This window comes from Paraburkholderia madseniana (assembly GCF_009690905.1).
GTDB classification, from domain to species: domain Bacteria; phylum Pseudomonadota; class Gammaproteobacteria; order Burkholderiales; family Burkholderiaceae; genus Paraburkholderia; species Paraburkholderia madseniana.
The window spans coordinates 63,598-84,344 of the sequence record NZ_VOSW01000043.1 but is presented as its reverse complement, the minus strand read 5'-3'; the positions used below and the strand labels follow the sequence as shown (position 1 = coordinate 84,344).

Genomic DNA, 20,747 nt, shown 5'->3' with positions numbered 1-20,747 from the left:
ATCATCGCCCATGCACTTAATCCTGTGGACTCAAGAGCGTAAAGCCGGCGATTCGAACGCGCGAAAAAATCAGCAGGACACGGAAAACGGATACCGGAGAAACCGCGGCCTATATGTTCTTATTTTGTGCGCGACATACCAGGGCGATGACGCCTTATTCGAATCGCCGCGCTTTCATCTGCAGTCCGCGCATGCGATAACCGCGGAGTTACTTAAATAATGAACAAGATTTACAAATCGGTTTGGTGTGAAGCGACGGGAACGTGGGTGGCCACGTCGGAAACGGCCCGGGGGAAGACGAAACGCGGGACGTCGCGGAAACAGGCGTTGGCACAGGCTGTGCTGGCTGGTGCTGTTTTGCTGGGAGGGGTGTCAGGAGCGTATGCGGGGAACGCTGACATTTATTTCGACGCCACATCACTAGTCCCGGCTGGAGATCACGACGCAAGCGCTAGTCAACCAGGCGCTATCGCGGCAGGCGCGAATGCCGTCGCGTCGGGTACAGGCTCCTCCGCGTTCGGTTATGGGGCCAATGCGACTGTCAACGGCGCCAGCGCGTTCGGCTATATGGCAGAGGCTAAAGCCAAAGCAGCGTTTGCTGCCGGCGATGGAGCGCTAGTCGACACAGGGGCGGAATACAGTACGGCCGTCGGCAACATATCCACGGTCAGGGGAATCAACTCGACATCCATCGGCGCCTTTTCGGAAGTGGACGGCGCCAACTCCGTTGCAATTGGCTATAAGGCCACTGCCACTAGCGACAACAGCATCGCGCTGGGCAACATGGCCGACGCTAGCGCCGACGGCTCCGTCGCATTGGGCCAAGGTTCGATCGCCGATCGTACTAACACCGTCTCTGTCGGTGCAAGCGGCGCAGAACGTCAAATCACCAACGTCGCAGCCGGCACTGAAGCTACGGACGCCGTCAACCTGAGCCAACTGAATGCGGCCGCCGCTAACGCCTCGCGCTATTTCAAGGCAGGCGGCGCCAATGACGGCTCGGACGACGCCACCGCAAACGGCGACCACTCGGTCGCGATCGGCGCCTACGCCAACGCTTCCGGCTACGCGTCATTTGCAGCCGGCACCTCCTCGTGGGCACAGGGAGACAGCAGCACGGCCGTCGGCACCCTCGCCACGGCAGCAGGCGACGGCTCGACGGCCCTCGGCTACAAGGCGAATGCCGTCGCGGTCAATTCGGTCGCGCTGGGCCAGGGCTCGGTCGCCGATCGTGCTAACACCGTCTCTGTCGGTGCAAGCGGCGCAGAACGTCAAATCACCAACGTCGCAGCCGGCACAGAAGCTACGGACGCCGTCAACCTGAGCCAACTGAATGCGGCTGCCGCTGACGCCTCGCGCTATTTCAAGGCAGGCGGGGCCAATGACGGCTCGGACGACGCCACTGCAAACGGCGACCACTCGGTCGCGATCGGCGCGTACGCCAACGCTTCCGGCTACGCGTCATTTGCAGCCGGCACCTCCTCATGGGCACAGGGAGACAACAGCACGGCCGTCGGCACCCTCGCCACGGCAGCAGGCGACAATTCAACGGCCCTCGGCTATCAGGCAAATGCCAGCTCCGCCAACTCGGTCGCCCTGGGCAACGGCTCGATCGCCGATCGCATCAACACCGTATCGGTCGGTTCAGCGGGCGCAGAACGCCAGATCACCAACGTTGCAGCCGGCACCGCCGACACCGACGCCGTCAACGTTGCCCAGTTGAAAGAAGTTACGTCGCAGACCGACGCCAAGCTCGACGGCGCCGTGATGTATGACAAGAACGCCGACGGCAGCGTCAACAAGAACAGCGTCACGCTCGGCGGCGATGCATCCAGTGGTGGCACGATCATCCACAACGTCGCCGACGGCGTGGACTCAACCGATGCCGTCAACGTCGGCCAACTGAACACGGCAATCGGCAACGCTGTGCAGAACATCACGGTGAATCCGAACGTGCCGTTCTTCAGCGCCGACGGCAATGTCGGCACAGAAGGTGCACAGGCCTCGGGCACGCATTCGGTCGCTGTGGGCGCCAACGCCAACGCCACCGGCACGAACGCCATCGCCATGGGCGCGAACTCGGTCGCAAGCGGCAACAACGCCACCGCGCTCGGTGCCGCGGCGAACGCCAGCGCCGACAACTCGGTGGCATTGGGTCAAGGCTCGGTCGCGGATCGCGCGAGCACGGTATCGGTCGGCGCAGCAGGTCAGGAGCGTCAGATCACCAACGTCGCGGCCGGCGTGCAAGGCACGGATGCAGTCAACGTCAATCAGTTGCAGCAATCCATGAGCGGCGCAGTCGGCCAGGCTAACAGCTACACCGACGACCAGATCCGCTCGGCCCGCCGCGATGCCTACGGCGGCACGGCAACGGCACTTGCAGCAGCAGGCTTGCCGCAAGCGGTCTTGCCGGGTCACGGCATGGTGGCCATGGCCGGCGGCACCTACGGCGGGCAGTCGGCGATCGCCATCGGCGTGTCGCAATTGTCGGAAACCGGCAAGTGGGTCTACAAGGTACAAGGCACCTCTGACTCGCGCGGCCAGTTCGGCGCGTCAATCGGCGCCGGCATGCACTGGTAAAACGTCGGCAAGAAAGATGACCGGTTCGATCTGAGCCAGTCACATCAAAGTCATCCGCGTTGCTGTACTGGCAGCGAGCAGGCGCGGGTCCGAAAGCGCTCGCGCCCTTTACGCGTGACGTCATTCTCAAAAGGAATGGTGTCACGCGTTTTTTTGCTCGACGCCACGTGCCGCACCGAATCCGCTAGCGCTAGGCAAGCGAAGCGGGCACCTGCGGCGCCCCACTCCATGTGTCGCTCAGCGCCGCGTCGCGCCCTCCTCTCACCGCTCAACGCTGCATCGACTCCCACACTTTGTAGAGACGCTTCACCGAGACCGGCATCGGTGTACGCAACTCCTGTGCGAACAGCGAAATCCGCAATTCTTCGAGCAACCAGCGGAATTCCGACAAGCGCGGATCCAGCACGCCGCCGCGTTGCGCGAGCGCACGCTGGTAGTTCTGCAACAGTGGCTGGAATTCTGCGAACTGCCGTGCGTCGCGCGCGGAGTCCGCCTTCAGCTTGTCGATGCGCAGCGCAATGCCCTTCAGGTAGCGCGGGAAGTGCGCCAACTGCGCATACGGTGTATCGACCACGAAGCGTTTGCTGACCAGGCCATCCAGTTGGTTCTGCATGTCCGCATGCGCGGCCGTGAACGCCTTCGCCTGCACCAGCTTTTTCGTCACAGTCGCGTATTCGCTGAGAATCTGCCCTACCAGCCGCGCGATTTCCTGAGCCAACAAAGTCAGACGGCTGCGGCCTTCGTCGCGGCGCGTGTGGAAACTGACATCATCGGCGGGCAGCGGGTCTTGCAGACAGGCGCGGTCGAGCGCGGTGTCGATCAATTGATCGCGCAGTTCTTCCTGGGTGCCGCGGGGCATGAACTGCATCGCCATTTCGCGCAAACCCGGGAGATTCTTTTCCAGGTACTTGATCGGCTCCTTCAATTGCAACGCGAACAAGCGCCGCAGCCCTGCGCGATGGATGCGCGCGGCTTCATCGGGTGAATCGAACACTTCGACGTCGCAATGCGTGCCGCGATCCACTAGCGCCGGATAACCGAACAAAGTCTGACCGCCACGGCGAATTTCGAGCAACTCGGGGAGCTTGCCGAAATTCCACGTTGTCAGCTTTTCGTACAGCGCGGTGCCTTGCGCGCCTTCTTGCGACGTCGCAAGCGGTCCGGGCGCAGCAGTGCTCTTGCCTCGCGAAGCCGCACCGTTTGCCGCGCCGACTGCTCCGCCTGCTTGCGCGCCGGCGGCCACGCCGCCACCGCCGCCCGCATCCGCCAACGCCACCCCGGCCGCACCCGACGCGATCTTCTGGAAGTGCTGCTGCGCCTGCCCGCCGAGTTCAGCACGCAGTTGCGACATATTCCGGCCCATCGCAAGCTGCCGCCCGTGCTCGTCGACGACCTTGAAGTTCATGAACAGATGCGGCGTCAGCGTTTCGAGTTTGAAATCCGATTGCTTCATCGCGACCTGAGTCTGCTCGCGAACGTCGGCGATCAGCGATTCGAGCAAACCGCCCGCGCCGAAGCGAGGACCACTATGCCGTTCGACGAAACCCGCCGCGAACTCGGGCAGCGGCACGCAATGGCGCCGCAGCTTCTGCGGTAACGATTTCAGCAGAAGTTGCGCCTTCTCTTTCAGCATGCCGGTCACAAGCCATTCGCAGCGTCGTGCGTCGACCTGATTCAGCGCATACAGCGGCACCGCGAGCGTCACGCCGTCGCGCGGCGAACCCGGCTCGAAGTGGTAAGTGAGCGCCATCTCGACGCCCGCCATCGTCATCCGCTTCGGGAACAGGTCGGTCGTGACGCCGGCAGCCTCGTGCCGCATCAGATCGTCGCGCGAGAGATACAGCAGACGCAGCTTGTCTTCCGGCTGGCCGCTCTTCTTCACCTCGTCGCGATACCAGCGCTCGAACGACGCGCCCGTATAGATGCCTTTCGGCAGCGCCTGATCGTAGAAGCCGAAAATCAGTTCGTCGTCGACCAGCACGTCCTGACGGCGCGACTTGTGCTCCAGTTGCTCGATGTCGGCGAGCAGCTTGCGGTTGTGCGCGAAGAACGCGAGCTTCGTATCGAACTCGCCTTCCACCAGCGCGCCGCGAATGAATAGTTCACGGGCGCGCGCCGGGTCCTGTTTACCGAAGCTCACACGCCGCCGGTGGTAAATCGGCAGACCGTACAGTACCGCGCGCTCGAACGCCGACACCTGCGCCGCGCGCTTCTCCCAATGCGGCTCGGACAACGACTTCTTCAGCAAATGCTCACCGATCTTTTCGATCCACTCCGGCTCGATCTTCGCAATGCAACGCGCGTACAAACGGCTCGTCTCAACCAGTTCGGCGGCCATCACCCATTTCCCGGCTTTCTTCACCAGCGCCGAGCCCGGCCAGAGGTAGAACTTGATGCTGCGCGCGCCGAGGAAATACGGTTCGTCGTCGGCTTTCAGGCCGATGTTGCCGAGCAGGCCAGTCAGCAACGCGAGGTGAATCTGCTCGAAAGTCGCTTCGGCCTCGTTCAGCCGCCAGCCGTGCTCGCGCACCACGGTCAGCAGTTGCGAGTGCACATCGCGCCATTCACGCAGGCGCAATTGCGACAGGAAGTTCTTGCGGCACTCGTCCTGCAATTGCCGATTCGACTTCTTGTGCGCGATCGCTTCTTCGAACCAGTTCCAGATCTTCAGCCATTGCAGGAACTCAGAACGCTCGTCGGCGAACCGGCGGTGCGCCTGGTCGGCCTGCTCCTGCGCTTCGATCGGCCGGTCGCGCGGGTCCTGCACCGACAATGCGCTGGCAATGATCAGCACTTCCTTCAACGCCTGCTGATCGCGCGCGGCGAGAATCATCCGGCCGACGCGCGGGTCGAGCGGCAAGCGCGCGAGTTCGCGGCCGAGCGGCGTGAGCTGGTTGTCGTCGTCGACGGCGCCCAGCTCGTTGAGCAGTTGATAGCCGTCGGCAATCGCGCGGCCCGGCGGCGGCTCGATGAACGGGAAGGTTTCGATCGCCGTCAGATGCAGCGACTTCATGCGCAAAATCACCGACGCCAGCGACGAACGCAAAATCTCCGGGTCGGTAAAACGTACGCGGCCCTGATAGTCGCTTTCCTCGTACAGACGAATACAGATGCCATCCGCGACGCGGCCGCAACGCCCTGCCCGCTGATTCGCGGCGGCCTGCGAGATCGACTCGACCTGCAACTGCTCGACCTTGTTGCGATACGAGTAGCGCTTCACGCGCGCCAAGCCCGTATCGACCACATAGCGAATGCCGGGCACCGTCAGCGAGGTTTCCGCGACGTTAGTGGCCAAAACGATACGGCGCGCGTTCGAGGTGCGGAACACGCGTTCCTGTTCGGCAGCGGACAAACGGGCGAACAGCGGCAAGATTTCCGTGTGCGGCGGGTGGTGCTTGCGCAGCGCCTCCGCGGCATCGCGAATTTCCCGCTCGCCGGGCAGGAAGACCAACACGTCGCCGGGGCCTTCGCGGCACAGTTCGTCGACCGCATCGACAATCGCTTCCATCAGATCGCGATCCGTTTCGCGCTGGGTCCTCGGCCTGTCACGCGATTCACGCGAAGACGATGCGGAAGAGCCCTCCGCCGCCTTCACCGCCGGGCTGTCCTCAGCGACCGGCCGGTAGCGCACCTCGACCGGATAGAGACGGCCGCTCACTTCGATCACCGGCGCAGGCTTGTCGTCGCGGCCGAAATGGCGTGCGAAGCGGTCCGCGTCGATCGTCGCCGAGGTCACGATCAGCTTCAGATCGGGCCGCTTGACGAGGATTTCCTTCAGATAGCCGAGCAGAAAATCGATGTTCAGGCTGCGCTCGTGCGCTTCGTCGATGATCAGCGTGTCGTAGGCTTTTAGCAGCGGATCGGTCTGCGTTTCGGCGAGCAGAATACCGTCGGTCATGAGTTTGACCGACGCGCCCGGCGACAGATTGTCGGTAAACCGCACCTTGTAGCCGACCACTTCGCCAAACGGCGTGCCGAGTTCTTCGGCTATGCGGCGGCCCGTTGCCGACGCCGCAATTCGGCGCGGCTGCGTGTGACCGATCAAACCGGAGCCGCCCGCGCCGAGACCACGCCCGAGTTCGAGGCAGATTTTCGGCAACTGGGTCGTCTTGCCCGAACCGGTCTCACCGCAGACGATCACGACCTGATTCTGTGCGATGGCCCGCGCAATTTCTTCCCGACGGCCGGACACCGGCAGCGCTTCAGGAAAAGTAATCGGCGGAATCGGGTTCGGTTCGACGACGCGTTGAACGCGCGGTGGCCGCGGCTCGCGACGGGGCTGGCCGTTTTGAGCATCGCCTGCTTGCGGCGATTTCTGCGCGGGCGCACCGCTTTGCTGATTGGCACGTCCGTCGCCACGCCTCGGCTGATTTGGAGCTCGCGTGTTTTCGGACTGCGCGCGCCGTTCATCGCCCTGCTGCTGGCGTTGGCCGCGAGGCGCGTTCTGCGCGCGTCCATCGTCGCGGCGCGCGGGCTTCTCCACGCCGCCGGAAGTCGGCTGGCTGCGCGCAGCGTCGCCCTGTGGCGTGTGCTTCCGCCCCTCATGAGCAGCTTTCGGCGCCTGCGCGCCCGCTTCGCGGCGCGCCTCACGCGGCGGATTATTTTTCTGTGCGGACACGCGCGCGTCATCCGCGGAGCGCAGAGACTCACGCGCGGCTGGTGGCGTGTTGCGAGTTGCGTCCTGCGCATCGCGGCGGCGCGCGTCGCCGGGCTTCGCCTGATCGGCGGGCGGCGTCACATTCTCGTTCGCCGTAGCGGGACTTTTGGGTACATTCGACATGGGGGCGCATTATAATCCCCGGCATGAATTCCCAAACCGACCTCGTCCCCGCGCCCGCGAGCGTTCCGGCCCCCGCCGGAGCAACGGAAGACCTCGCACAGCACGCGCAATTCGTCGACTGGATGCGCTCAGTCGCCCCTTACATCCATGCGTTCCGTAACAAGACGTTCGTCGTCGGTTTCGGCGGCGAGGTGGTGCATCAGGGGCTCCTGAATGCGCTCGTGTCCGATATCGCGCTGCTGCAGGCCATGGGCATCCAGATCGTGCTGGTGCACGGCTCGCGACCGCAGGTCGAAGAGCAGATGAGCCTGCACGGCGTGGAATCCGAGTTTTCGCACGGTATGCGCATTACCGACGCGCGCGCGTTGGAGTCCGCGAAAGAAGCGGCCGGCGAAGTGCGTCTGGATATCGAGGCGGCGATCAGCCAGGGCTTGCCGAACACGCCAATGGCGCACGCGCACATCAGCGTGGTGTCCGGCAACTTCGTGACGGCGCGCCCGGTCGGCATTCTGGACGGCGTCGATTTCGCCCACACCGGCGTGGTGCGCAAGATCGACGCGGATTCGATCCGCCATTCGCTCGCAAGCCGCAAGCTGGTGCTCCTGTCGCCGCTCGGCTTCTCGCCCACCGGCGAGGCGTTCAATCTGTCGATGGAAGACGTCGCCTCGGCGGCGGCGATCGCGCTGCGCGCCGACAAGATCGTATTCCTGACCGAGACGCCGGGCCTGATGGAGACCGGCGAAGACGGACCCGTACTGGTTCGCGAACTGTCGCTCGACGACGCCTACAAGCTGCATGAAAGCGGCGAAGTCACCGGCGACGCGGGCTTCTATCTGAAACATTCGATCCGCGCCTGCCGCGGCGGCGTGGCACGGGCGCACATCATCCCCTACGCGCTCGACGGCAGCCTGCTGCTCGAACTGTTCCTGCACGACGGCGTGGGCACGATGATCTCGTACGAGAACCTCGAAAGCCTGCGCGAAGCCACGCCGGACGACGTCGGCGGCATTCTCTCGCTGATCGAGCCGCTCGAATCCGACGGCACGCTGGTGCGCCGCGGCCGCCACCAGATCGAACGCGACATCGACCATTTCTCGGTGATCGAGCACGATGGCGTGCTGTTCGGCTGCGCGGCGCTGTATCCGTACCCGCAGGAGCGCATCGGCGAAATGGCGTGCCTCACGGTCGCGCCTGAAGCGCAAGGCACGGGCGACGGCGAGCGCCTGCTCAAACGCATCGAACAACGCGCCCGGGCACGCGGCCTCACGCGGATTTTCGTGCTCACTACGCGCACCGAACACTGGTTCCTCAAGCGCGGCTTCGTCAAGGTCACGGTCGACGACCTGCCGGAAGACCGCCGCCGACTCTATAACTGGCAGCGCAAGTCGCTCGTGCTGATGAAACAGCTCTGAGCGTCCCCATATAAAGCGACTGCCCGCCCCCACATCGATATAGGAGAAGCACAGCATGACTCGTACGGTTCAATGCGCGAAGCTCGGCAAGGAAGCCGAAGGCCTCGATTTCCCGCCGCTGCCGGGCGACCTTGGCAAGCGGATCTACGAAAGCATTTCGAAGGAAGCCTGGCAGGCCTGGTTGAAGCAGCAAACCATGCTGATCAACGAAAACCGCCTGAACATGGCCGATCCGCGCGCACGCCAATATCTGATGAAGCAGACCGAAAAGTTCTTCTTCGGCGAAGGCGCGGATACGGCACAGGGCTACGTGCCGCCGGCAGCCGAGTAAGCGCCTTCTTGCGCTACAAGCCAGGATTGGCGATCACCCTGACGAAAAATCCGCGCCGCGAGCGCGGATTTTTTTCGCCTGTTTGGCCACGCATTTCATCGCGCATTTCGCCGCTTTCGGGCCGTGGCAAAATTCACTAACCGGACCATTTCCGGCCATTTTTAAGCCTCTTTTCCATACCGCCGCAATCCGCCGAATCCCCCGCCACGCAAGGGATTGAGTGCCCTCCCCGGGCTGCCGGCCGGGCCCCTAGTTTGCACGATCATCCGTCATCGTGCTATCATGTGCATCGTTCCAACAGCAATTCATCAGCATTTCACCTCGCGTCACGTTCAGTTCAAACTTGGCATGCTGTGCGTACCAAGGGCCGGATTGAACAGTTTTTATACAAGAAGGCTTGTCGGTCGTTTCCCCGCTTGAGTTCGCACTATGAGCGGCGATCCAGCACCGGCCTTTTTCGTTTCGAGCCTTCCAGCGGCGCATGGGCCAGCTTTCAGCCACCCCAGCGTCCTCATGCATCTGCCCCCCTTCCACGGCCACGCAGATGCAACAGTCAGCACAATCTAGACGAGTGTTTTTTCGCGAATGATTCGCGAGGCACGGGCGTTCTGTTTTCTTTTTCACGCCCCCTTCGATCGCCTTCGGGCGAGAGAGACGCCATCGCTCTGCTCGCGAAACTGCACTTCCCCAGCACCCGTGGCGGAACGTTCATGCGCGTTTTCATGAGTTTCGTCGCAGTCATTGGAGTTTTCACCTTGACCGCTTCCAGCAACGGCTTCTGGCGACATCACAAAGAAGAACAACGCCTCTCACTCGACGACATCACCGTCGTCGACAAATCTCTCCTCAAGCGGGCCGTCGGCGCCATGGCGCTCGGCAACGCGATGGAATGGTTCGATTTCGGCGTGTACAGCTATATCGCTGTCACGCTCGGCAAAGTGTTCTTCCCGTCGTCGAGCCCGTCCGCCCAGTTGATCGCCACCTTCGGCACGTTTGCCGCGGCGTTCCTCGTGCGGCCTGTCGGCGGCATGGTGTTCGGGCCGCTGGGCGACCGCATCGGCCGTCAGCGCGTGCTGGCCATGACCATGATCATGATGGCGCTCGGCACCTTCGCGATCGGCCTGATTCCGAGCTACGCGACGATCGGCATTTTCGCGCCGGCGTTGTTGCTGGTCGCGCGCCTCGTGCAAGGCTTCTCGACGGGTGGTGAATACGGCGGCGCCGCTACCTTCATCGCCGAATTCTCGACGGACAAGCGCCGCGGCTTCATGGGCAGCTTCCTCGAGTTCGGCACGCTGATCGGCTATGTACTCGGCGCGGGTACGGTCGCGGTTCTGACGGCAACGCTGTCGAACGAGGCGCTGCTCTCGTGGGGCTGGCGTGTGCCGTTCCTGATCGCGGGCCCGCTGGGTCTGGTGGGTCTCTACATCCGGATGAAGCTCGAAGAAACGCCCGCGTTCAAGAAGCAGGCCGAACAACGCGAAGCCGAAGACAAGGCGCTCCCGAAGCAATCGTTCCGCGAGCTGCTCATCCAGCAATGGAAGCCGCTTCTGCTGTGCGTCGGCCTCGTCCTGATCTTCAACGTCACCGACTACATGGCGCTCTCGTATCTGCCGAGCTATCTGTCGGCCACGCTGCACTTCAACGAAACGCACGGTCTCTTCCTCGTGCTGCTCGTGATGGTGCTGATGATGCCGATGACGCTGGCAGCCGGCCACCTGTCCGACACGATCGGCCGCAAGCCGGTGATGCTGTTCGGTTGCGTGGGTCTGTTCGTGCTGTCGATTCCCGCGCTGCTGCTGATCCGCATGGGCACGGTGCTGCCGGTGTTCGGCGGCCTGATGATTCTCGGCGTGCTGCTGTCGTGCTTTACCGGCGTGATGCCGTCGGCGCTGCCGGCGCTGTTCCCGACCAAGATCCGCTACGGTGCGCTCGCGATCGGCTTCAACATTTCGGTGTCGCTGTTCGGCGGGACGACGCCGCTCGTGACGGCATGGCTGGTCGACAGCACCGGCAATCTGATGATGCCCGCGTACTACCTGATGGGCGCGTCGTTGATCGGTATCGTGTCGGTGTTCGCGCTGCGTGAAACGGCCCGCAAGCCGTTGCTCGGCTCCGGTCCGTGTGTCGCAACGCGTGCCGAAGCGCATGCGGTGCTGCGCGGCGAACGTGAGGCGGCGGAGATGGATGAAGGTTACGCTGCCGCGGCTACGGCGCGTGCCTGATCCTAGGTTGCGCGGTAACTAATCGCTGAAGTTGTACGCGCATCGCCCGCAATCGCTATGACGGGCGGCGACAGGCAACCACAGCAATAAGCGTGAGCATGTCCGAAAACGGGCCGGCAGATGTTTGCCGGCCCGTTTTTTATGTCACCAGAGAATCGAACGTTGCGCTGGCGTGCGCACCTTCAACGATCAGCATGCCGGCGGAAATCGGCAACTTGAAACGCCTTGGCCCTGCGCTGCCCGGATTGACGAACAGCACCCCGTCGCGCTCGCTGATCGCGGGCTTGTGCGAGTGCCCCGTCACGACCACGTCGATGCCCGCGCTGCGCGGATCGTCGCCCACGTCGGCGATGTCATGCACGACTAGGATCGTCACCTGTTGGACGGTCAGCTTGACGTGTGTCGGCAGCGAAGCAACCGGTTCGTCGATATCGTTATTGCCGCGCACGGCGGTGACCGGCGCGATCTGCGCGAGCGCATCGAGCACCGCCTGATTGCAGATATCGCCCGCGTGGATGATCGCATCGCAGCCCGCGAGGTACTGCAGGGCTTCAGGACGCACGAGGTTATGCGTGTCGGAGATCAAGCCGATCCGGGTGACGGGGGAGCTTTGTCTGCGCGAAGTCATGATGTCAGTATCGGCCAAACGGCCTCAATCCGCCGACTGCTGTTCAGCAAGCTCACGCGTCAATACCTGCACTGGCCGCTTCGCGCGAAGCAACCGTCTGGTCGCCCCCTGCACCACCATCGACACCGCCGCCGCACACGCAAAACTGAACCACACGCCGTAGTGCGGCAACATCGTCGCGGTCACGGCGAAGAACGCCGCGAACGAGCCGCGGCCGATCACCATGCCGCGCATCAACAATGCGACGAAGTCCGAGCCATGCGCGCGCTGGGCCGACACCGCGAGGACGATCCCGAGCAAAGGAAACACCGACAGCAGCCCGCTCCACGTCGCACCCATCGACGCCGACAGTGTCGTCACCGCAACAGTCAGCAGCGCGCCGGCGAGCATGCGCAGCGCAAGATCGCCGAGCCCGAGACGCGTCGCCGGCACACGGCCCGTGACGCGCGGCAAGCCGCTTTGCGAAACGACGACGGCCACACAACCCGCGGCCACCGCCCACATCAGTCCACCCGGCAAATGCGTGAGCAACATCGCCACGCCAACCCACCCGAGCATCCCAACCGTGAGCGCAAGCGGCCATGCTGAACGCCGGCACGTCCACGCATACGCAAAATTGAACGCCTCGGAAGCGGCGATCGCCGCAATCGACGCCGCCGACGCCTGCGCCGCGAACGCCGGCCCACGCTCCAGCGCGAGCAGCAACACGATCGGGCCGGACACCACCGGCAGCCCTGCTAGCCATCCCGCCACCGACGGCCCCCACACACGCCCCGCCACGGTCAGCGCGGCGAGAAACGCGGGCACCAGCGCGAGCTTGAGCGCAAGCAACATGCTTACGCTTCCATCAGGTGTTCGATGCGCCGGTCAGGTATCAACCACCACGCCGCGGCCAACGTGTAGAGCGCAGCCGAGAGCCACGGCTGAACAAATGCCAGCCCCATGCCCGCCAGATAGATGACGACCGAGACCTTGCCCTTGAAGTCGTTGCCGACCGCCTTCGCGATCGTCGAGTCGGTGCCGTGCTCGCGGATCAGCACGCGGGTCAGAATGAAATACGCAATCGCCGACATGAACAGCACGGCGCCGTACATCGCAGTCGGCCAGGCGGCGAGATGGTTTTCGCCGACCCAATGCGTGACGGCCGGCAGCAGCGACAGCCAGAACAACAGATGGAGATTGGCCCAGAGCACCGCGCCGTTGACCTTCTGCACGGTATGGAACAAGTGGTGATGATTGTTCCAGTAGATGCCGACGTAGATGAAACTCAGCACGTAGGCGCAGAACACGGGGATCACGGGGCGCAGCGCGGCGAGATCGAAGCCGTCCGGCACCTTCAATTCGAGCACCATGATCGTGATGATGATGGCGATCACGCCATCGCTGAAGGCTTCGACGCGTCCCTTGCCCATCGGTCGGTTTCCTGATTGTGTAGTCGCGATTGTGAAGACCTGTGCTTGCGGGCATGGCACACCGCAATTGCCCGCCGGAGCCGCAGTATGCGGGACTGCCCGGGCAGGTCCGCACGCCGCCGATTATCGGCGATGACAACCGGACTTGTCGAATGCCGGCAGGCGGCGTATGCACGCCTCACCTTATCAGCGCACCCCGCTCGTCCAACAACTGACGCAGAATGCTGCGATGGCACCGGCTTTCGTCCTCGCAGTAGCAACCGACGGAAAAGTTGGTCGTTTTCGACAAGGCGGCCAGCAGGTCCAACACCTTGCTGGCGTCGCCGCCATTCATCTCCGCGCGGAATTTTTTCGCAAACGCGGCCCAATCGCGATCGCTCGTAACCGCCTTGGCTTCTTTGACCAACTCCGCGTCAGGCGACAGATTGGGGAGCCACACATCGTAATAGTCGCGGGTGGCGAATTCGGCCCGGGGTACGCCGCGCGGCGGTCGCCGAACGGTACCGATACGCAGCCCTTCGTCGGCCGCTCTCGGAGACCCAAGCTGGACGATGCTGATGCTCATGTTTTTTCCTGATCCGTGGTGGAAGCGCGACCTTCTCCCGTCGGGTCGATCAACGCCGCTCGTCAGTGGTTCTGCAATGCAGGCTCAGCGTCTCAAGCCCTTCATGGCCTCGATTTCCATCGCGGCGTTCCGCTCTTCGCTCGCCTCGATCGGGTCCATCGCCTCGTCGATCGAGGCCGCCGCACGTTCCGCGGCGGCTTTCGTTTCGTCGAAGTCGGGATCGAATTCTCCGTCGTCATCGCCCGGCGGTTCCAGCATGTCGCGAAGCATGGACGCCAGTTCCGGCGTGTCCCACTCCGCGCCCTGTTGCTTCTGCTTTTTTATGTAGTGTCTGACTTCCGCGTCCTGTTCCGGGGTCAACGGTAGACCGCGAAAAGTGCTTTTAGGGTCAGCATCATTCATGATCTCGCTCCAGGATACGTGCCAGTTCGAGTTTAATCCCCGAGTTCAGTCCCGTCACGGCGACGTGATCTCAGCTATCGGTCACTGGCAAACGCCAGGGTAGTACACCGCCAGCCACACGCTCGGCTCCGTGTCGCTCGTCCATGCCACCCGATGCCGGCAATGCGCGTCGATCAGCACGTGGTCGCCGGGTTTCATCGGATGCAGCTCAGGCTCGCCTTCGAATTCGAGCGTCGCCGCGCCGCTCAGCAGCACGACCCACTCGGCGCGCGGGCTGTCGTACCAGAAGTCCGGCGGACTTGCGTGCCCCCGCGAGACGATCCGTTCGATGCTCACACCGGCCTCTTCCACGAGCGCGTCGACTTGCTCGTCAGGGCCCGCTGGCGCACCGGGATCGAAGAGGTTGCCGCTGCTGATCGTGCGTTTCATCGCTTGTGCTCCGGCTATGCTCGCTACCTGAGTTCGTTGCACGTTATCGTCGAGGGCGCTCGCCCCCGGTTTGCCACCGGGTGCGCCGCTCATTTCATCGGCTTGAGGCCATCGAGCAAGGTCGGCACCAGTTCGCTGATGGTCGGATGAATGTGCATGGCGTACTGCAAGCTCGGATACGGCGCGCCGGCCGTCATGATGTCGATGAACGTGTGCAGCGCTTCGTCGCCTTCGATGCCGTGGATCGCCGCGCCAAGAATCTGCTTGCTTTGCGGGTCGACCAGCACCTTCATGAAACCGTCGGTCTCGCCGCGTTCACGGGCGCGGCCCACCCGCGTCATCGGCATGGTGGCGATCAGCGCCTCGCGTCCGGCTTTGCGCACGTCGGTCTCCGAAAGCCCGACACGCGCGAGCGGCGGGTCGACGAACACCGCATACGTCATGATCCGCGTATCGACGCAGCGCGCGCCGCCGTCGAGCAGATTGGCGGCGACGATCTGAAAATCATCGTAGGAAGTGTGGGTAAAGGCGCCGCGTCCGTTGATGTCGCCGATCGCCCAGACGCCCGGCACGTTGGTGCGCAACTGGCCGTCGACGGGAATCATGCCGTGCTTGTCCGTCGCGATGCCGGCCACATCGAGGCCGAGGTCGTCGGTATTCGGTTCACGGCCGGTGGCGAACAGCAGGTGCGACGCTTCGAGCGCGGGAATGTTCTGCTCAAAGCCGATGCACACCTCGTTCTCGTGATGCGGGTGCGGTTCGACCCGCGAAGGCTGCACGCCGAACACAAACTCGATCCCTTCGCGCGCCAGTACCTTCTGGACCGAGCCGGCGAAGTCGGCATCCTCACGCGTCAGCACGCGTTCGCCGCGCACCAGCACCGTCACCCGGCTGCCGAAGCGGCGAAAAATCTGCGCGAATTCGAGCGCGATATAGCTGCCGCCGACAATCGCCAGATGGTCCGGCAATTCCGTCAGTTCGAGCAGGTTGGAGTTGGTGTAGTAGCGAACGCGCTCAAGCCCATTGAGCGGCGGCACGACGGCGCGCGTACCGGTATTGATGAAGATTTCGTCGGCGCTGAGTTCGTCGCGCACCGAGCCGTCCGGGCCGCTGATGGCGAGCGTATGCGCGCCGGTGAAGCGCGCGTGGCCTGTGAAGACGGTGACGTTAGCCGTGCCGCGCAGCCATTTCTCGACACCGTCGCGCGATTGGCCGATGATCCTGTCCTTGCGCGCCTTGACCGCTGCCAGATCGACGCTGACCGCTCCGCTCACCTGCACGCCCAGGTCCGCGCCATGGCGTGCCACGTGGGCCCCACGGGCGCTGGCCACATACGACTTGGTGGGTGTGCAGCCGACATTCACGCAAGTCCCGCCGAAGGCCCCGCGTTCGATCACCGCGGTTTTACGGCCGCTTTGACCGAGACGGACAGCGAGCGGCGTCCCGCCTTGTCCCGTACCGATCACGACTGCGTCGAAGTGCTGTGGCATGGCAGATCTCCCGAGGCTGGGGTGCAGGTCGTAGCATCTTACCCTTAGCGCCTCGCGTTGCCGTTACCGCCCCTTCTCGTTGCTTCTGTTGCGCGCGGTGACGTTCGCGCGCCGGCTGCCGATCTGTTTTCGCGCCGCCGATGGGCCGGCGCCGCCGATTGATGGAAATTGCGCCCGGTTGTGTTCAGGCGTGGCAATGCACAGCGCAGATCAACTCGCGCGAACGTTGCAGCGCGGCCTGCGCGCCGCGCGCGGCCACGACCCAGCCGACCTGGCCGAGGTTGAAATCCTGCGACACCATCACCTGCATGAGGGCGACCATCGGCAGGATCACCGCGGGTCGATAAAGTTGGTTTTGAATCAAGGCTGGCATAACGGCTCCCATCGCGCTGGGCCGTTTCGGCACGACGCGGAATGTATATTCGATGGGGGAATTTTAGGGAGACCGGGGCCGCGGATAAATACCGGGAACGCGAAGGCACTTGTTCGCGAATCTGAACAATCGAATCTGGGTCCCCGCGGCAGTGGGGTTCAATTGCTGTATTAGCCACTCAGGCGAAGTGGGATTGCGGCGCCTGCGGCCATGGCTGGAGACGTCAGGACAGCTATGAAGCGCTGGCCAGCCCCACCTGCGCGTCATGCAAGCTACGTGCATAAGCGCTCGCCCCGACAGGCCGGCTATAAAAATACCCCTGCTGCTTGTCGCAAGCGATTCCGCGCAAAAACGCCGCCTGCTCGGCGGTTTCGACACCTTCCGCAGTGACATTCATGCCGAGCGAATGGGCCATCGCCACCACCGCCTGCGTGATCGCGATCGAATCGCGATGATCCGGCAAGCCCGCGACGAAAGAACGGTCGATCTTCAGGTTATGCAGCGGAAACCGCTTCAGATACGACAGCGACGAATAACCGGTGCCGAAATCGTCGACGGAAATCCGCACGCCCATCGCGCTCAACGCGGTGAGCATCGGCAGGACGGCGTCGCTGTCGCTCATCAACAGCCGCTCGGTAATCTCAAGCTCCAGCGCCGCCGGCTCGAGCCCGGACTGCTCGAGACAGCGCTCGATCCGCTCCACCAGCCCGCCTTTGAACTGGCGCGGCGACAGATTCACCGCGACGATCAAATCCGGCGCCAGCGTGCGCCGCCACTGCGCGACCTGGTCGCAGGCCCGCGCCAGCACCCAGGATCCGATCTCGACGATCAGGCCGGCGTCTTCGGCCACCGGAATGAATTCCACCGGCGAAACGTTGCCCAGCTCGCTGTTGTACCAGCGCAGCAGCGCCTCGGCGCCGATCGTGCGGCCGCACTGGCTGTCGACGATCGGCTGATACACGAGACTGAGTTCATCGGTGGCGAGCGCGCGCCGCAACGCCTGCTCGATCATGAAACGGCGTTGCAGATGCTGATTCAGCTCGGCGGTGAAGAACTGAAAATTGTTGCGGCCGCATTGTTTCGCGTGGTACATCGCCGAGTCGGCGTTGCGCATCAACGTGGGCACGTCCTGCCCGTCTTCGGGAAACAGACTGATGCCGATCGACGCACCCATGTAGTACTCGTTGTCCGCCACTGCGAACGGTACCGCGATCGTGTCGAGAATGCGCTGGGCGAGCGCGATCAGCCGGCCCGTGTTTTCGTAAGCGCTGACCACGATCACGAATTCGTCGCCGCCCACGCGCGCGAGCGTATCGTCGCGCGCGACACACGCCGACAGCCGCTCCGCCACGCTGCACAGAAGCGCATCACCGGCCTCGTGACCGGCGGTGTCGTTGACCTTCTTGAAACCGTCCAGATCGACGAACAGCACGGCGACCCGCGCCAGCTCGCCCATGCCCGCCACCTCACCCGGCGTGAACAGATCGCGCATCCGCTCGGCCAGGTAAGCGCGGTTGTAAAGGCCAGTGAGCGGATCGCGGGTGGCCAGAAACTTGAGCTGCCGTTGCGCCTCGCGTACCGGCCCGATGTCGGTGAACGAGATCAGCACCGAGCTGGGTTCGCTGTCGCCCGGCTTGATGATCGGCACGACATTCTCAGTAATCCAGACGACATCGCCGTCCGTGAGTTCCAGACCGATCGTGATGCCGAGCCTGGATTTGCCGGTCGCCAGCACCTGACTGGTCGGACGATCGACCTCGGTGACGATGGAACCGTCCTCGTGATACGCACGTACCATCACCGTCAGAATGTCGTGACCGACCAGGTCGGCGCTCGCGCGCAGAATGCGCTGCGCACTCGGATTGCAGGCCAGCACCACGCCGTCGCGCGACTGCACGATGATGCCTTCGTTCAGATGGTTCACAACCAGCCGGTGATGCTCCTCGCTGTGCGCGAGGCGCTGCGCCATGGCGTCCTGATGGACGGCGAGACCGACACTGTGGCCGATGTCGTAGAGCATCGCCGCTTCTTCGGCGCTTGGCCGGCGCGAGGTGCGGTGATAGACCGCGAACGCGCCCAGCACCGCACCGGCATCGTTTTCAAACGGCACCGACCAGCACGCGCGCAAACCGAGCGGCAACGCGAGGTGCCGGAAATCGGCCCACAGCGGATCGGTTTCGATATCTTCGACGGCGACCATGCGCCGCTCGTACATCGCGGTGCCGCAGGAACCGGCGCGCGGGCCGATCGGGACGCCGTCGATCGCGGCGCTAAAGTGCGCCGGCAAAGAAGGCGCTCCGCCCACGCGTGCGCGTACGCCGTCCGCGTCCAGTAGCAGGATCGAACAGGTCGCACCATCGCCCAGCAGCGCTTCCGCGCGGCGGCATACTTCAGCGAGCAATTCCGGCAGCGGGGTGTTGCGGGTAATCAGCCGCAACACCGTACGCTCCGACGCCAGCACTCCCTCGGCCCGGTCCGGCCCGTAGCGGGTGCCCTCAGGCGTTGCTCCCATCGTGCAATCTGATGTCGCTTCGCGTGTCATTTGTGCGCCCCCTAACCCCACATCGGCAGGTTAGTGTACGCGGCGCACCGGGGTTTACGCGAGGCCGGCGCACTTTAATCGCGAAGCATGGCGCGCAAAGCGTGTGACCGGCTAGCCGGTCAGCCAATGAAGCGATTGCCCCATTAACACGGTGAATCCGACGATCGCGGCCATCGGCAGCGCCAGGCCTGCCAGATGCGCGGCCAGCGCCACGCGGATATCGAGCGGCGCGAGCTGCATGGGTTGAGCTGGTTGAGCTGGGGCCACCGGCGCGGCCTATTGAAGGGAATGGGTGGACCGGATGGACCGTTCCACCCTGCCTCAGTTGTTTCCACTTCCTGGCGGTCTACCGCCGCCCTGTGGAGACCCACCTTGAGGGCGGTTATTCTCACCGCTTTGCTGGCCACCCTGCGGACGGCCGCCTGCATTGCCCGGTTGCTGCCCGCCTGGTGGACGGCCACCCGCATTGCCCGGTTGCTGCCCACCTGGTGGACGGCCACCCGCATTGTCCGGTTGCTGCCCGCCCGGTGGACGGCCACCCGCATTGCCCGGTTGCTGCCCACCTGGTGGACGGCCACCCGCATTGTCCGGTTGCTGCCCGCCTGGTGGACGGCCACCCGCATTGTCCGGTTGCTGCCCACCCGGTGGACGACCGCCCGCGTTGCCAGGCTGTTGACCACCCGGTGGCCGACCGCCTCCATTGCCCGACTGCTGCCCGCCTGGTGGACGTCCGCCTCCATTGCCCGGCTGTTGCCCGCCCGGTGGACGTCCGCCTGCATTATCCGGTGGCCGACTGCCTGGCGGCCGACCACCCGCATTCCCGGGTGGCCGTCCGGCACCGGGTCTCGGCGGTGGCGGAGGCGGATGATGCGCCCAGCGGGATTGCTGCCCGTACCACGGCCGGCCCTGATAATAATTGCCCCAGTAAGTACCGATCGAGAACGTCACGATCGGCAAGCCGATCACCGTGCCGTAACTCATCACCGGCACATTGCTGCCCTGATAGGGATAGCTGAGTCGCGCCGCATAGACCCAACCGCGCAAGTTCGGTGCGGCGACGTCACACCATTGGTAGTTGCTGATGCAACCCATCACGCTAACCGGGACACCACCCGGCAACTGCGTCACGACGGGATAATCCGAAGCCGGCCCGGCGCGCACGTTGACCGTGCTGTTCGTATAGGCCTGCGACTGTGCGGACGCCACTGCTGGCAGCGCCAGCAAGCTGGCCGCCACATACATGCATCGAACGAGGTGTTGTTTCATTTTATCTCCCGTTTTTTACGTCCCGCGTTTGCGTGCGTGCCGCTACGGCTTGCATGTGTGCCTGCCTGCATGCACGTGTGAATGCGTCGGGCCTGGTCGTCGCTTCAAGCGGTGTGGCGGCCACAGCGCCTACTCATCCGCACCCGCAATGCACATGCCTGAAACCACCCGGCAAATGCTTACGGACTTGCCCAAGCCGTTCCAGTGCGCCCCGTGCAAAGCAAGATTTGGTAATCACCCACCCGAACTCACGCTGTTTTCGGGCATCTGCATTCCGGCGACTCGGCCGATCATCCATTGCATGAAAAACCC

Annotated in this window: 17 protein-coding genes; 5 read left to right on the top strand and 12 right to left on the bottom strand. The window is 63.8% G+C overall.

The features are described 5' to 3' along the window. The coding region (locus tag FSO04_RS47235; protein ID WP_206753079.1) for a hypothetical protein at nucleotides 1-220 on the top strand (220 nt) is incomplete at its 5' end. Next, the gene (locus FSO04_RS22745) at nucleotides 220-2,580 is read left to right on the top strand and encodes a YadA family autotransporter adhesin (protein ID WP_154562699.1); all 2,361 of its coding nucleotides are present in this window, start codon (nucleotides 220-222) and stop codon (nucleotides 2,578-2,580) included. The genes FSO04_RS47235 and FSO04_RS22745, both read left to right, overlap by 1 nt. A gap of 268 nt (nucleotides 2,581-2,848) precedes the next feature. On the opposite strand, the gene hrpA is transcribed toward FSO04_RS22745, so the two are convergent. After that, complete coding sequence (hrpA, locus tag FSO04_RS22740; protein WP_154562698.1) at nucleotides 2,849-7,360, bottom strand: ATP-dependent RNA helicase HrpA; 4,512 nt, start codon at nucleotides 7,358-7,360, stop codon at nucleotides 2,849-2,851. Between the two features lie 23 nt (nucleotides 7,361-7,383). Here hrpA and argA point away from each other — a divergent pair, with 23 nt between their 5' ends. The 3 genes from argA to proP all read left to right on the top strand — a co-directional run bounded on the left by argA (nucleotide 7,384) and on the right by proP (nucleotide 11,328). Then, entirely contained in the window at nucleotides 7,384-8,772 is a 1,389-nt protein-coding gene (gene argA / locus FSO04_RS22735; RefSeq protein WP_054043361.1) for an amino-acid N-acetyltransferase, read from the top strand. Nucleotides 8,773-8,827: 55 nt separating this feature from the next. Beyond that, complete coding sequence (locus FSO04_RS22730; protein WP_154562696.1) at nucleotides 8,828-9,103, top strand: oxidative damage protection protein; 276 nt, start codon at nucleotides 8,828-8,830, stop codon at nucleotides 9,101-9,103. Nucleotides 9,104-9,825: 722 nt separating this feature from the next. Beyond that, nucleotides 9,826-11,328, top strand: coding sequence for a glycine betaine/L-proline transporter ProP (gene proP / locus FSO04_RS22725; protein WP_233464949.1), 1,503 nt, complete (start codon nucleotides 9,826-9,828; stop codon nucleotides 11,326-11,328). Between the two features lie 139 nt (nucleotides 11,329-11,467). On the opposite strand, the gene FSO04_RS22720 is transcribed toward proP, so the two are convergent. The 11 genes from FSO04_RS22720 to FSO04_RS48320 form a co-directional block, all read right to left on the bottom strand. Continuing rightward, a complete protein-coding gene (locus FSO04_RS22720; protein WP_154562692.1) occupies nucleotides 11,468-11,956 on the bottom strand; it encodes a metallophosphoesterase family protein in 489 nt (162 codons plus the stop codon). Nucleotides 11,957-11,980: 24 nt separating this feature from the next. Further along, the gene (locus FSO04_RS22715) at nucleotides 11,981-12,790 is read right to left on the bottom strand and encodes a hypothetical protein (RefSeq protein WP_174825305.1); all 810 of its coding nucleotides are present in this window, start codon (nucleotides 12,788-12,790) and stop codon (nucleotides 11,981-11,983) included. A 2-nt stretch (nucleotides 12,791-12,792) separates the two neighbouring features. After that, entirely contained in the window at nucleotides 12,793-13,368 is a 576-nt protein-coding gene (locus FSO04_RS22710; protein WP_154562690.1) for a TMEM175 family protein, read from the bottom strand. A 178-nt stretch (nucleotides 13,369-13,546) separates the two neighbouring features. Then, on the bottom strand, nucleotides 13,547-13,933 hold the full coding sequence (locus tag FSO04_RS22705) for a DUF488 domain-containing protein (RefSeq protein ID WP_154562688.1): 387 nt from the start codon (nucleotides 13,931-13,933) through the stop codon (nucleotides 13,547-13,549). 84 nt (nucleotides 13,934-14,017) lie between these two features. Further along, nucleotides 14,018-14,335 (bottom strand): hypothetical protein, encoded by a 318-nt coding sequence (locus FSO04_RS22700; protein ID WP_154562686.1) that lies wholly within the window; start codon nucleotides 14,333-14,335, stop codon nucleotides 14,018-14,020. Nucleotides 14,336-14,416: 81 nt separating this feature from the next. After that, the gene (locus tag FSO04_RS22695) at nucleotides 14,417-14,764 is read right to left on the bottom strand and encodes a cupin domain-containing protein (protein WP_154562684.1); all 348 of its coding nucleotides are present in this window, start codon (nucleotides 14,762-14,764) and stop codon (nucleotides 14,417-14,419) included. A gap of 89 nt (nucleotides 14,765-14,853) precedes the next feature. Further along, nucleotides 14,854-16,254, bottom strand: a complete 1,401-nt coding sequence (locus FSO04_RS22690; RefSeq protein WP_154562682.1) for an FAD-containing oxidoreductase — start codon at nucleotides 16,252-16,254, stop codon at nucleotides 14,854-14,856. A gap of 184 nt (nucleotides 16,255-16,438) precedes the next feature. After that, complete coding sequence (locus FSO04_RS22685; protein ID WP_054043350.1) at nucleotides 16,439-16,627, bottom strand: hypothetical protein; 189 nt, start codon at nucleotides 16,625-16,627, stop codon at nucleotides 16,439-16,441. Nucleotides 16,628-16,859: 232 nt separating this feature from the next. Then, a complete protein-coding gene (locus FSO04_RS22680) occupies nucleotides 16,860-19,169 on the bottom strand; it encodes a putative bifunctional diguanylate cyclase/phosphodiesterase (protein ID WP_154562680.1) in 2,310 nt (769 codons plus the stop codon). A gap of 111 nt (nucleotides 19,170-19,280) precedes the next feature. Next, nucleotides 19,281-19,409 carry a hypothetical protein gene (locus FSO04_RS48325; RefSeq protein ID WP_267905040.1) on the bottom strand — a complete coding sequence of 43 codons (129 nt, stop codon included), beginning with the start codon at nucleotides 19,407-19,409 and terminating at the stop codon, nucleotides 19,281-19,283. An 81-nt stretch (nucleotides 19,410-19,490) separates the two neighbouring features. Next, on the bottom strand, nucleotides 19,491-20,435 hold the full coding sequence (locus FSO04_RS48320) for an SH3 domain-containing protein (protein WP_154562678.1): 945 nt from the start codon (nucleotides 20,433-20,435) through the stop codon (nucleotides 19,491-19,493). Between the last annotated feature and the right edge of the window lie 312 nt (nucleotides 20,436-20,747).

Excerpts from the sequence above, each read along its gene's own strand:
- FSO04_RS22745 (WP_154562699.1), top strand. The coding sequence starts at position 220 with ATGAACAAGATTTACAAATCGGTTTGGTGTGAAGCGACGGGAACGTGG.
- hrpA (WP_154562698.1), bottom strand. The coding sequence starts at position 7,360 with ATGTCGAATGTACCCAAAAGTCCCGCTACGGCGAACGAGAATGTGACG.
- argA (WP_054043361.1), top strand. The coding sequence starts at position 7,384 with ATGAATTCCCAAACCGACCTCGTCCCCGCGCCCGCGAGCGTTCCGGCC.
- FSO04_RS22730 (WP_154562696.1), top strand. The coding sequence starts at position 8,828 with ATGACTCGTACGGTTCAATGCGCGAAGCTCGGCAAGGAAGCCGAAGGC.
- proP (WP_233464949.1), top strand. The coding sequence starts at position 9,826 with ATGAGTTTCGTCGCAGTCATTGGAGTTTTCACCTTGACCGCTTCCAGC.
- FSO04_RS22720 (WP_154562692.1), bottom strand. The coding sequence starts at position 11,956 with ATGACTTCGCGCAGACAAAGCTCCCCCGTCACCCGGATCGGCTTGATC.
- FSO04_RS22715 (WP_174825305.1), bottom strand. The coding sequence starts at position 12,790 with ATGTTGCTTGCGCTCAAGCTCGCGCTGGTGCCCGCGTTTCTCGCCGCG.
- FSO04_RS22710 (WP_154562690.1), bottom strand. The coding sequence starts at position 13,368 with ATGGGCAAGGGACGCGTCGAAGCCTTCAGCGATGGCGTGATCGCCATC.
- FSO04_RS22705 (WP_154562688.1), bottom strand. The coding sequence starts at position 13,933 with ATGAGCATCAGCATCGTCCAGCTTGGGTCTCCGAGAGCGGCCGACGAA.
- FSO04_RS22700 (WP_154562686.1), bottom strand. The coding sequence starts at position 14,335 with ATGAATGATGCTGACCCTAAAAGCACTTTTCGCGGTCTACCGTTGACC.
- FSO04_RS22695 (WP_154562684.1), bottom strand. The coding sequence starts at position 14,764 with ATGAAACGCACGATCAGCAGCGGCAACCTCTTCGATCCCGGTGCGCCA.
- FSO04_RS22690 (WP_154562682.1), bottom strand. The coding sequence starts at position 16,254 with ATGCCACAGCACTTCGACGCAGTCGTGATCGGTACGGGACAAGGCGGG.
- FSO04_RS22685 (WP_054043350.1), bottom strand. The coding sequence starts at position 16,627 with ATGCCAGCCTTGATTCAAAACCAACTTTATCGACCCGCGGTGATCCTG.
- FSO04_RS22680 (WP_154562680.1), bottom strand. The coding sequence starts at position 19,169 with ATGACACGCGAAGCGACATCAGATTGCACGATGGGAGCAACGCCTGAG.
- FSO04_RS48325 (WP_267905040.1), bottom strand. The coding sequence starts at position 19,409 with ATGCAGCTCGCGCCGCTCGATATCCGCGTGGCGCTGGCCGCGCATCTG.
- FSO04_RS48320 (WP_154562678.1), bottom strand. The coding sequence starts at position 20,435 with ATGAAACAACACCTCGTTCGATGCATGTATGTGGCGGCCAGCTTGCTG.